The sequence below is a fragment of the Anoxybacillus thermarum genome (assembly GCF_000836725.1).
GTDB classification, from domain to species: domain Bacteria; phylum Bacillota; class Bacilli; order Bacillales; family Anoxybacillaceae; genus Anoxybacillus; species Anoxybacillus thermarum.
The window spans coordinates 25,501-36,015 of record NZ_JXTH01000025.1; the positions used below are offsets into that span (position 1 = coordinate 25,501).

Sequence of the window (10,515 nt, forward strand, 5' to 3'; positions counted from 1 at the left end):
AACGATCGGCGATGGGTTGTTTTGCTATGCGAAAAAGGCGATCTTTACATACATCTTGCCCTAGGACGTCGTTCCTAGGGTTTTTTATTCATGCTAGAAAGGTGGTGCGATATGGACGAACGATATATGCGCTTGGCGTTACAATTGGCGGAATCAGCACGTGGACAAACGTCGCCAAACCCGCTTGTTGGTGCAGTTGTTGTCAAACATGGTGAAATTGTCGGCTTTGGGGCGCATTTGAAAGCAGGGGAACCGCATGCGGAAGTACATGCGTTGCGCATGGCGGGGGAGAAAGCGGAAGGATCGACGGTTTATGTGACACTTGAGCCGTGTAGTCATTACGGTAGAACCCCTCCTTGTGCTGATTTATTAATTGAAAATAAGGTAAAGCGCGTCGTCGTTGCGACGACGGATCCGAATCCGCTTGTTGCGGGAAAAGGCATTGAAAAATTGAAGCGAGCGGGCATCGATGTTACCGTCGGCGTATTGAAAGAAGAAGCGGATGCGTTAAACGAAATGTTTTTTCATTACATTTCAACGAAAGTGCCGTATGTCACGTTAAAGTATGCGATGAGTTTAGATGGGAAAATCGCAACAAAAACAAGGGAAAGCAAGTGGATTACGTCGGAAGAAGCGCGGCGTGATGTGCATCGCGAGCGACGAATGCATGATGCGATCGTTGTCGGTGTCGGCACGATTTTAGCCGATGATCCGAGCTTGACTGTTCGTTTCGGTCATGAAGGAAAACAGCCTATTCGTGTTGTGCTCGATACACATTTGCGCACGCCGCTTCATGCGAACATTGTGACAGACAGGGTGGCTCCGACATGGATCGTTGTCGGACATCACGTCACTGAAGAACAAATGAAGCCGTATGAACAGGCAGGTGTACGAATGATTCGCATGAATGAAAATAAAATTGATGTTCCCTCCTTGTTGCTTGAGCTCGGCAAGCGAAACGTCATGTCCATATTTGTTGAAGGTGGAGCGCAAGTGCACGGTAGTTTTTTACGTTCTCGTTCCGTTCAACAAGTGATTGCGTATATCGCACCGATGTTGATCGGGGGGGATGAAGCTCCTTCTGCCATCGGTGGAGAAGGATTTGGACGAATGATAGATGCGCTTCGTTTACAAGTGAAACATGTCGAAATGATCGGACCAGATATAAAAATCGTTGCTAAAGGATGATCGCGATGTTTACAGGGATTATTGAAGAAATCGGAACGATTCAACAAATGAAACAAACAGGGGAAGCGATCGTTTTGACGATCGAGGCAAAAAAAGTGCTACAAGACGTACAGCTCGGTGACAGCATTGCAGTCAACGGCGTTTGTTTAACGGTCACATCGTTTACTAATCGCTTTTTTACTGTCGATGTCATGCCTGAAACGGTGCGAGCGACGTCGCTTCGAACGCTTGTGGTAGGAGCGAAAGTCAATTTAGAGCGAGCGATGGCTGCGAACGGTCGCTTTGGCGGACATTTCGTTTCGGGACACGTAGATGGTGTTGGGCGCATCGTTCGCAAACAGCCTGTCGCAAACGCTGTGTACTATGACATCGAAGTGCCGAGCCATTTGCGCAAATATATGATTTTAAAAGGTTCTGTAGCCGTTGACGGCACAAGTTTAACGATTTTCGGTTTAACGGATCGAACGTTTACGATTTCGCTCATTCCGCATACGCGTGAAGCGACGATTTTAGGTGCCAAAAAAGTCGGCGATATTGTCAATATTGAATGTGACTTGATTAGTAAATATGTTGAACAGTTCGTTAGCGGGAAACGTGAAGGATTGACGATGCAATTTTTGCAAGAGCACGGATATAAGGAGTGAGCGCTGATGTTCCATACAATTGAAGAAGCGATTTACGATTTAATGCAAGGGAAAATTATTATCGTTTGTGATGACGAAGATCGTGAAAATGAAGGGGATTTTGTAGCGCTTGCAGAAAAAGCAACGCCGGAAGTCATTAACTTCATGATTACGCACGGGCGCGGTCTCGTTTGCGTGCCGATTACCGAAGAATTAGCTGATCGGCTCGATTTAGCGCCAATGGTTAACCATAATACAGATGCGCATGGAACAGCTTTTACTGTCAGCATTGACCATAAAGCAACGACGACAGGCATTAGCGCATTTGAACGCTCGTTGACCATTCAAGAAATGCTGAACCCAGAAGCAAAAGCAAGCGATTTTAAACGACCAGGTCATATTTTTCCGCTTGTTGCGAAAAAAGGCGGGGTATTGCGCCGGGCAGGACATACGGAAGCAGCTGTCGATTTAGCCCGTCTTTGTGGAGCAAAGCCAGCAGGCGTCATTTGTGAAATTATAAAAGATGATGGAACGATGGCGCGCGTGCCGGATTTAAAGAAAATTGCGGAACAATTCGATATGAAAATGATTACGATTAAAGATTTAATCGCTTATCGCAATCGAAAAGAAAAGCTTGTGAAACGCGAAGTGGAAATTACGTTACCAACCGATTTTGGGGAATTTAAAGTGATCGGATATTCAAATACGTTAGACGGAAAAGAACATATTGCCATCGTCAAAGGTGAAATCATTCCGGATGAACCTGTGCTCGTGCGCGTTCATTCCGAATGTTTAACAGGCGATGTATTTGGCTCTCACCGTTGCGATTGCGGTCCGCAACTTCATGCTGCTTTAGCGCAAATTGAAGAAGAAGGGCGGGGAGTATTGCTATATATGCGTCAAGAAGGACGCGGCATCGGCTTGTTAAACAAATTGCGCGCTTATAAGTTGCAGGAACAAGGATACGATACGGTTGAAGCGAACGAAAAATTAGGTTTTGCGCCAGACTTGCGCGATTATGGAATCGGTGCGCAAATTTTAAAAGATTTAGGTGTGACAAAAATGCGCTTATTGACGAACAATCCACGTAAAATTACCGGATTGAAAGGGTACGGATTAGAAGTCGTTGAGCGCGTGCCGTTGCAAATGCCAGCGAAGCGCCATAATGAGCGCTATTTGCGCACAAAATACGAAAAACTAGGACATATGTTGCACTTTTAAAGGAGGAGAAAAAAATGAACGTATATGAAGGGAATTTAGTTGGAACAGGATTAAAGATTGGCATTGTTGTTGCGAGATTTAATGAATTTATTACAAGTAAATTGCTTAGCGGTGCGCTTGATGGATTAAAGCGCCACGGAGTAGAGGAACAACATATTGATGTCGCTTGGGTGCCGGGGGCATTTGAAATTCCGCTTGTCGCTAAAAAAATGGCGGAGTCGAAAAAATACGACGCTGTCATTACGCTTGGTGCCGTCATTCGCGGAGCGACAAGCCATTACGATTACGTATGTAATGAAGTAGCGAAAGGGACATCGCATGCCGCTCTTTCTTCAGGCGTTCCGGTTATTTTTGGAGTGTTGACGACAGATACGATTGAACAAGCGATTGAACGCGCTGGGACGAAAGCAGGAAATAAAGGTTGGGAGGCAGCGCTCGGAGCCATTGAAATGGCGAATGTCATGCGCACATTTTCTTAAAAAATGTTTAAAAAAGCGGCAAGACCGTTTATAATAGCAATAGCGAGTAAACAATAAGTCTTGTCGATAATGAGGGATTGAGATGCTAGTTCGCTATCGAAAAAACTATGAGAAAATTGCGATGGGTCTTTTGTCGTTTATGCCAAATGAAAAAGACTTAAAACAGCTTCAACAAACGATGAAAAACTATGAAACAAACGACGACTGGCAGCTGTTTTTATGGAAGCAAGAAGAAGATTTTATTGGCATTATCGGCGCAATTGTGCGCGAACATGCGGTTGAAGTGCAACATATTAGCGTCAATCCGTCCCATCGCCATCAAGGTATTGGAAAGCAAATGGTGAAAGCGTTAAAAGAATTGTATCCAAATAAGTCGTTATGCGCCAATGACATGACCGCTCCATTTTTGGATAAGTGCGAACAATGACAGGGATCAACATCCCTGTCTTTTTTGCTTTTGACGTTCACGCTCAGCAATGACATCGCTTCGGTCGCGCAACTTATGTTTGTGAATGATATATTCGTTTGACATATCGCTTTTTTCTCCCCATACAAGACCTTTTAAATCGCATTGTTGTTTACATATATGTAACAAAGAAACATCGTTCATTGGAAGACAAATACTTTCATACAGTTGTCCATCATCTATTCGCTTCACGTACGTATGAAGCAGAGATACAAGTTGCTCTACATGTATGCCAAGTGCTTCGTATGCTTGTTTTTCTTTTTGACATGCATGCATTGCTTTCGTGAACATTCGTTTTGCACCAGCGGTATTTCCTCGACGATAATGGTACATGCCAACCGCAAGCTGAATAAGCCCGATCCATACTTGTTCATTCGTTCGTTTCCAATGCTCTTCTAGCACTTCGTGGCATTCAAAATAATCGCGCGTCGCGTGAAAGTGAAGTAAATATTCGATATATGCCTTTGGATACAAGTGAAAGCCCCCTTTTTTTCATATGCTTACGTGTATTATACTATTAGTTGTGAAAAAAAGGTGGGATCAATGTGCATTATCATGTGAAATTAGATCAATTTGAAGGGCCGCTTGATTTATTGCTCCATTTAATTCATCGATATGAAATTGATATTTATGATATTCCTGTTGCGCAAATTACAGAGCAGTATATGGCCTATATTCATGCGATGAAACAATTGCAACTCGATGTGGCGAGCGAATATTTAGTAATGGCAGCAACGCTCATTGAAATGAAAAGTAAAATGTTGCTGCCAAAACATGAAGAAACGCTAGAGGATCATGAATTATTTATCGAAGAAGATCCGCGCGAACAATTAATGCAACAGTTAATCGAGTATAAAAAGTTTAAAGAAGCAGCGAAGCAGTTGCGCGAGCGGGAAGAAGAGCGAGCGCTTTTATTTACGAAACCGCCGAGCGATTTAACCGCTTATGCGACGAACGGTGCGCCACTTGCTCTCGATGTCGATGTATACGACATGCTTGGGGCGCTGGCGAAGTTGTTACGGCGCAAAAAATTACAAAAGCCGCTTCATACGAAAGTGGCGCGTCAAGAAATTCCAATCGGAAGACGGATGGAAGAAATTTTACAAATATTAAAAAACGGAGAGCGAATGAACTTTTATGATTTATTTCCGTATGACGATCGCGAGCAAATTGTCGTGACGTTTTTAGCGTTGCTTGAACTGATGAAACGAAACGAAATCATTGTCGAGCAAGAAAACAATTTTGCTGATTTATACATTCGACGAAAAGGTGATTGAGATGAATGAAGTAGCCATTATCGAAGCGCTATTGTTTGCCGCTGGCGAAGAAGGATTGACGTATAAGCAATTAGCTGATGTACTCGATGTAGAGGAAGAGAGAGTATATGAGCTTATTCAACGAGCAAAAGATATGTATGATGCGGATGAGCGCGGGATTATGATCGTGGAAATGGCAGGAACGCTTCAGCTTGCAACGAAAAAACAATGTGCGCCGTATTTACAAAAGCTTGTCGAGTCCCCAACGACATCATCGTTGTCGCAAGCTGCGCTTGAAACGTTAGCGATCATTGCGTACCGTCAACCGATTACGCGCGCAGAAATTGAACAAATTCGCGGCGTCAAAAGCGATAAACCGCTTCAAACACTATTAGGAAAAGCGTTAATTAAAGAAGTAGGCCGAGCGGAAGGAACAGGGCGTCCCATTTTGTACGGGACAACAAAAGAGTTTTTAGACTACTTTGGCTTAAAAACGCTAGACGAACTTCCACCTTTGCCACAATGGGATGAACAAGAAGAAGAACGCGAAGCTGACTTATTTTTCGAACGTCTTAACGAACAACTGCAAGAAGCAGGAGAACAACGATGAGTTTTCGTTTTTTCTTTGGGCTTTTTTTTATTTTTGTTTTTGGAAGAACGGTTGAATACTATGTGGGGACGTATATTTTACATCCGATTTTGCAAAGTGCCCTGCTCGCTATTTTTGTTGCTGTTGTGTTTATATTAAGTGGGAAGGTGAGCAAGCGCTACAATCTTTTAGATAAAAAAGTGAAGGTGCACATCTGTCTTCCAAGCTTGATCGGTACGTTATGTTTAGCGAGCTTTTTATATGAAACTGGCATTTTTTCTGGAAAATAAACAGGTGCTTTTATGCGCCTGTTTTTTCTTTGTTTATAGGAATGATAAAATTTTTCGCACGATTCGTAATTTATGGTAAAATAAATATAGCTTCGTTGTTGAAAAAGGGGTGTATAGCTTTGAAAATCGTTTCGTGTCATGGATATGAATTGCAAAAAGCACAGCCGAATACGTCGGAAGATTTTTTTAACCGTTCGGAAGTAACGTTTGTTGACGATGATGGAGTAGAACGTACATTGCACGTACTATATGTTCGTTATTTTGATGAACGTTTTTTTGAATGGACGCCGTATGAACAAGATCCTGTATTTCAAGCGGGTGGGAAAGACGTATATTTTAAAGATATTGTCGCGCTCGTCTGTTTGCTCGTCGATCCGTCACTTCGGACGCGAAAACGTGTATATATTAGTGAGGAAGAAGAGCTTCGTCGCCACTTTTCATCGATTGACTTTGCCAAATTGCCAGAAATATTTGAGTCGCTTGCGAAACAACAAGCGTACGATGTGAAATCACCGCTTTTATTTATTGCGCAACCGTAAAGGAGGATATCTATGGGCAACACTGTTGTGCTTAACCAAACAAAGCAAGTCGAGCAATTGTTGAGTCGCATTGTCGAGCAAATTACTCGTTATTTAAACGAAACGACGATTGAACAAATGCAAGCGGAATGTGCGGGCGACCGTCATTATTATGAAGGAGTGCTTGCGGATTTGCGCCGTTTAGCTGTATATGGTGAAGAAGGTGTCGATGCGTGCCACATTGTGCTTCAAGAAGAGCCGTTTCGGAAAGCAGCAGCCGAACAAGCATTATATAAAATTTATCATTCATGTGTGGCAGAATTTTTTACCCCAAAACGCGATTTATGGTATGAAGATAGCCGCTCAGCGTATACAGGAAGACATTCGATTAAATTGAGACAACCCGCCCCTCCATCGTTACAACAATTGCTTCATGCGATTGAAGCTGATTTTCAAACGATGCGGGAAGAACTCGAATTTTATGAAACAGACTACCGAACAAAAATGATTCAATCGCAATAAGAAGCTGCGTGTGTCAGCTTCTTTTTTGTTGCATATGATGCGGAAGGAGGTGTGTGTATATGCAACAATATATTTATAATGTGCAAGCGTGGCTTGAGAGAGTAAAGCCATATGTTGATGCAGAAACGGTGGAACGTCTAAACGTGGAGCTAGAGCGTGGAGATGTTGTGCGCATTCATGAAGAAGTGACAAACATATATGAACAAATACAACGTAAGCGCGTACCGATTGGAGGGCATACGTTACCTCAGCTACCTTATGCGTACAATGCATTGGAACCGTACATTGCTGAAGACATTATGCGTTTGCATCACGAAAAACATCATCAAAGTTATGTTGACGGTTTAAATCGTGCGGAGAAAATGATGCAACAAGCGCGCGAAAAAAATGACTATGCGTTATTAAAACATTGGGAACGAGAAGCTGCGTTTCATGGTTCTGGACATTATTTGCACACAATTTTTTGGAACAATATGAAACCGCGTGGGGGCGGACGTCCAATGGGAGCGTTGCTTCAACAAATTGTGCGCGATTTTGGAAGCTTTGAAGCGTTTCAACGACATTTTACCGAAGCGGCGAAGCAAGTGGAAGGAAGCGGATGGGCGCTTCTTGTTTGGTCACCGTTTGCTGAACGGCTAGACATTTTACAGGCGGAAAAACATCAAAACGGGACGCAATGGACGACTGTTCCGCTTCTCGTATTAGATGTATGGGAGCATGCGTATTATTTGCAATATAAAAACGATCGCGCAACGTACGTTCAACAATGGTGGAACGTCGTCAATTGGGATGACGTTCAACAGCGATTCATAAAAGCAAAAGGCCGCGTCGTGTAGCGGTCTTTTTGTCATACATCGCTGACTAGCGCATACACTTGTACAAAACGGACAAAGGGATGAGGGTGTATGCGACGGCAATGGCTTGTATGGGTGATCGTGCTTTGTTTTTTTTGTTCGCTTTTTCCGAATGAAGCGAAGGCGATGTCGGTGAGTGCCAAAAGCGCGATTTTAATGGAACAGACGACAGGACGGGTACTATTTGAAAAAGATGCGCATACAAAGCGGCGTATTGCGAGCATTACAAAAATTATGACCGCCATTTTAGCGATTGAATCAGGAAAATGGGAAGAGATTGTGACAGTAAGTGAACGGGCGGTTCGGACAGAAGGATCTTCGATTTATTTAAAACCAGGCGAAAAAATTGCGCTCAAACATTTAGTATATGGGCTTATGCTTCGTTCTGGAAACGATGCGGCGGTGGCGATCGCTGAGCATGTTGGCGGTAGCGTCGAAGGCTTCGTTTTTTTAATGAACAAAAAGGCTGCAGAAATCGGCATGACAAATACGGAATTTGCGAATCCTCATGGGTTAGATGATGCGGAAAATCATTATTCCACCGCATATGACATGGCGTTACTTATGCGATATGCGATGCAAAATGAACAATTTCGCGAAGTATCGGGAACAAAATTGTACCGAGCACCAAATCCGACAGAAGATTGGGACCGCGTTTGGCGTAATAAAAATAAACTGTTGACGCATTTGTATAAATATTGTACCGGGGGGAAAACAGGATATACGAAGCGAGCGAAACGCACATTAGTGACGACGGCATCAAAAGATGGGCTTGATCTCATCGCGGTGACGATTGATGCAGGAGATGATTGGAACGACCATATGGTCATGTATGAACATGGATTTGCGCACTATGAACTTGTGACGGTAAAAGCGGACGAGATTGTAGAACAGATTGGAGATCCGTTTTATGACAAACATCTATTTGTTGTACGCGATTTTATATATCCGGTCACAAAAAAAGAAGAAGCACTCATTCATTTAAAGCGAAAATTACTTCGTCCACAAGAACGATGGAAAGAGACAGGCGTGCCATCGATTGTCGGGAAAGCGGAACTATATATCGGCAACGAAAAAGTCGATGAAACACCTATTTTTTATAAGCAACAAAAGAAAACACGTTCTTTTTTTGACTGGTTGTTAGGGGTGGGGCGCGATGGTTAATTTCATTTGGGTGGCGCTTTTGCTTATTGGACTTGTGTTTGCGGGAATAAACGGGACGATGAAAGACGTCAACGAGGCGATGTTTCAAGGGGCAAAAGAAGCGGTGACAATTAGCATTGGTTTAATTAGCGTGCTCGTTTTTTGGCTCGGTTTAATGAAAATCGCCGAGCAATCTGGATTGCTTTCTTTTTTTGCTCATTTGTTCCGTCCAATAGCGAAAAAAATTTTCCCGGAAGTGCCGTCCGACCACCCAGCTCTTGGGTATATATTATCAAATATGGTCGCAAACATGTTCGGTCTTGGAAATGCAGCGACGCCGCTCGGCATTAAAGCAATGGAGCAATTGAAGAAGCTAAACGGTCAAAAAGAGGAACCGAGTCGCTCGATGATTACGTTTGTCGCTTTAAATACCGCAAGCGTTACGCTCATTCCTGCAACGGTTATATCGATTCGGATGACATACCACTCTGCTTCACCAGGGGAAATTATTGGCACAACGTTTGTTGCTTCACTCATTGCCACGATATCAGCGATTATGATCGACCGCGCATTTTACATACGGAGGCGTAAAAAAGGAGGGATGTAATGTACGTCATTCAATTTTTATCGCTTTGGCTTATTCCAATGGTCATCGCTTGTATTTTACTGCATGCGACGTATAAGCGCGTTCCAACGTATGAAGCGTTTGTTGAAGGGGGAAAAGAAGGAATTCAAATTGCTTTTTCCCTTATTCCATATTTAGTAGGTATGCTCGTTGCTGTCTCCGTTTTTCGCGCTTCCGGTGCGCTTGATTTTTTTATTTCATATATAAAACCGTTCATCGTCCCGCTCGGACTGCCGTCTGAAGTCGTTCCGCTTGCGATCATCCGTCCGATTTCAGGAACGGCATCGCTCGGCATTGTGACGGACTTAATCGCAACATACGGACCAGATTCATTTATCGGGCGGTTAGCCTCCACGATCCAAGGAAGTACAGAAACGACGTTATACGTGCTGACCGTTTATTTTGGTGCTGTCGGCATTCGCAAAATGGGCGATGCTCTAAAAGTTGTGTGAGTAAAATATTTGTGGGTGACATTCAGGAATGATTCCCCGACGAGGGTTGCGAACTTTTGTTCGCGACGCTCGTCGGGGCCACCAAGCGAAGCGCGGTAGAAAAAAGCAAATGTCATGCAAAAAGGACTCTCTCCCTGCTATGATGGTGATGACCAACATCAATAAAACAGGAGGGAGAGAGTCCATGAAACATTTTACCACAGAATGGCCTTTATTAAAAGAGCTGGAGGAACAATTAGTCAGAACTCTTCAAAAGGTGTTCGCTGTCTTGTTGGCGGCCCTTTTGGAG

At 43.5% G+C, this 10,515-nt stretch carries 15 protein-coding genes; 14 read left to right on the forward strand and 1 reads right to left on the reverse strand.

Annotation, left to right across the window (positions count from 1 at the left end; genetic code table 11):
• Positions 1-111: 111 nt before the first annotated feature.
• From ribD to LH47_RS07655, 5 genes are all read left to right on the forward strand, one after another.
• Positions 112-1,188 carry a bifunctional diaminohydroxyphosphoribosylaminopyrimidine deaminase/5-amino-6-(5-phosphoribosylamino)uracil reductase RibD gene (gene ribD / locus LH47_RS07635; RefSeq protein ID WP_043966212.1) on the forward strand — a complete coding sequence of 359 codons (1,077 nt, stop codon included), beginning with the start codon at positions 112-114 and terminating at the stop codon, positions 1,186-1,188.
• A gap of 5 nt (positions 1,189-1,193) precedes the next feature.
• Entirely contained in the window at positions 1,194-1,832 is a 639-nt protein-coding gene (gene ribE, locus LH47_RS07640; RefSeq protein WP_021095906.1) for a riboflavin synthase, read from the forward strand.
• A gap of 6 nt (positions 1,833-1,838) precedes the next feature.
• Positions 1,839-3,032, forward strand: coding sequence for a bifunctional 3,4-dihydroxy-2-butanone-4-phosphate synthase/GTP cyclohydrolase II (locus LH47_RS07645; RefSeq protein ID WP_004889735.1), 1,194 nt, complete (start codon positions 1,839-1,841; stop codon positions 3,030-3,032).
• Between the two features lie 14 nt (positions 3,033-3,046).
• Positions 3,047-3,511: a 6,7-dimethyl-8-ribityllumazine synthase gene (gene ribH, locus LH47_RS07650; RefSeq protein ID WP_043966215.1), complete on the forward strand. Its 465-nt coding sequence runs from the start codon at positions 3,047-3,049 to the stop codon at positions 3,509-3,511.
• 82 nt (positions 3,512-3,593) lie between these two features.
• The gene (locus tag LH47_RS07655; protein WP_043966216.1) at positions 3,594-3,938 is read left to right on the forward strand and encodes a GNAT family N-acetyltransferase; all 345 of its coding nucleotides are present in this window, start codon (positions 3,594-3,596) and stop codon (positions 3,936-3,938) included.
• Positions 3,939-3,944: 6 nt separating this feature from the next.
• On the opposite strand, the gene LH47_RS07660 is transcribed toward LH47_RS07655, so the two are convergent.
• Positions 3,945-4,451 carry a DUF309 domain-containing protein gene (locus tag LH47_RS07660; RefSeq protein ID WP_043966218.1) on the reverse strand — a complete coding sequence of 169 codons (507 nt, stop codon included), beginning with the start codon at positions 4,449-4,451 and terminating at the stop codon, positions 3,945-3,947.
• Positions 4,452-4,522: 71 nt separating this feature from the next.
• Here LH47_RS07660 and LH47_RS07665 point away from each other — a divergent pair, with 71 nt between their 5' ends.
• From LH47_RS07665 to LH47_RS07705, 9 genes are all read left to right on the forward strand, one after another.
• Positions 4,523-5,254 (forward strand): segregation/condensation protein A, encoded by a 732-nt coding sequence (locus LH47_RS07665; protein WP_084221285.1) that lies wholly within the window; start codon positions 4,523-4,525, stop codon positions 5,252-5,254.
• Between the two features lies 1 nt (position 5,255).
• Positions 5,256-5,843: an SMC-Scp complex subunit ScpB gene (scpB, locus tag LH47_RS07670; RefSeq protein WP_084221286.1), complete on the forward strand. Its 588-nt coding sequence runs from the start codon at positions 5,256-5,258 to the stop codon at positions 5,841-5,843.
• Positions 5,840-6,112 carry a hypothetical protein gene (locus tag LH47_RS07675; RefSeq protein ID WP_043966222.1) on the forward strand — a complete coding sequence of 91 codons (273 nt, stop codon included), beginning with the start codon at positions 5,840-5,842 and terminating at the stop codon, positions 6,110-6,112. The genes scpB and LH47_RS07675 overlap by 4 nt, the downstream gene beginning before the upstream one ends.
• A gap of 119 nt (positions 6,113-6,231) precedes the next feature.
• The gene (locus LH47_RS07680) at positions 6,232-6,651 is read left to right on the forward strand and encodes a hypothetical protein (RefSeq protein ID WP_043966224.1); all 420 of its coding nucleotides are present in this window, start codon (positions 6,232-6,234) and stop codon (positions 6,649-6,651) included.
• Positions 6,652-6,663: 12 nt separating this feature from the next.
• Entirely contained in the window at positions 6,664-7,152 is a 489-nt protein-coding gene (locus LH47_RS07685) for a YpuI family protein (protein WP_043966226.1), read from the forward strand.
• Positions 7,153-7,211: 59 nt separating this feature from the next.
• The gene (locus LH47_RS07690) at positions 7,212-7,988 is read left to right on the forward strand and encodes a superoxide dismutase (RefSeq protein WP_043966228.1); all 777 of its coding nucleotides are present in this window, start codon (positions 7,212-7,214) and stop codon (positions 7,986-7,988) included.
• 69 nt (positions 7,989-8,057) lie between these two features.
• Positions 8,058-9,170: a D-alanyl-D-alanine carboxypeptidase family protein gene (locus LH47_RS07695; RefSeq protein WP_043966230.1), complete on the forward strand. Its 1,113-nt coding sequence runs from the start codon at positions 8,058-8,060 to the stop codon at positions 9,168-9,170.
• On the forward strand, positions 9,163-9,756 hold the full coding sequence (locus LH47_RS07700; RefSeq protein WP_043966232.1) for a nucleoside recognition domain-containing protein: 594 nt from the start codon (positions 9,163-9,165) through the stop codon (positions 9,754-9,756). Before LH47_RS07695 ends, LH47_RS07700 begins: the two co-directional genes overlap by 8 nt.
• Complete coding sequence (locus tag LH47_RS07705) at positions 9,756-10,226, forward strand: spore maturation protein (protein ID WP_043966234.1); 471 nt, start codon at positions 9,756-9,758, stop codon at positions 10,224-10,226. Before LH47_RS07700 ends, LH47_RS07705 begins: the two co-directional genes overlap by 1 nt.
• Positions 10,227-10,515 lie beyond the last annotated feature (289 nt).

Bases quoted from the DNA above. Each gene is read 5' to 3' on its own strand.
- ribD (WP_043966212.1), top strand. From the start codon at position 112: ATGGACGAACGATATATGCGCTTGGCGTTACAATTGGCGGAATCAGCA.
- ribE (WP_021095906.1), top strand. From the start codon at position 1,194: ATGTTTACAGGGATTATTGAAGAAATCGGAACGATTCAACAAATGAAA.
- LH47_RS07645 (WP_004889735.1), top strand. From the start codon at position 1,839: ATGTTCCATACAATTGAAGAAGCGATTTACGATTTAATGCAAGGGAAA.
- ribH (WP_043966215.1), top strand. From the start codon at position 3,047: ATGAACGTATATGAAGGGAATTTAGTTGGAACAGGATTAAAGATTGGC.
- LH47_RS07655 (WP_043966216.1), top strand. From the start codon at position 3,594: ATGCTAGTTCGCTATCGAAAAAACTATGAGAAAATTGCGATGGGTCTT.
- scpB (WP_084221286.1), top strand. From the start codon at position 5,256: ATGAATGAAGTAGCCATTATCGAAGCGCTATTGTTTGCCGCTGGCGAA.
- LH47_RS07675 (WP_043966222.1), top strand. From the start codon at position 5,840: ATGAGTTTTCGTTTTTTCTTTGGGCTTTTTTTTATTTTTGTTTTTGGA.
- LH47_RS07685 (WP_043966226.1), top strand. From the start codon at position 6,664: ATGGGCAACACTGTTGTGCTTAACCAAACAAAGCAAGTCGAGCAATTG.
- LH47_RS07690 (WP_043966228.1), top strand. From the start codon at position 7,212: ATGCAACAATATATTTATAATGTGCAAGCGTGGCTTGAGAGAGTAAAG.
- LH47_RS07695 (WP_043966230.1), top strand. From the start codon at position 8,058: ATGCGACGGCAATGGCTTGTATGGGTGATCGTGCTTTGTTTTTTTTGT.
- LH47_RS07700 (WP_043966232.1), top strand. From the start codon at position 9,163: ATGGTTAATTTCATTTGGGTGGCGCTTTTGCTTATTGGACTTGTGTTT.
- LH47_RS07705 (WP_043966234.1), top strand. From the start codon at position 9,756: ATGTACGTCATTCAATTTTTATCGCTTTGGCTTATTCCAATGGTCATC.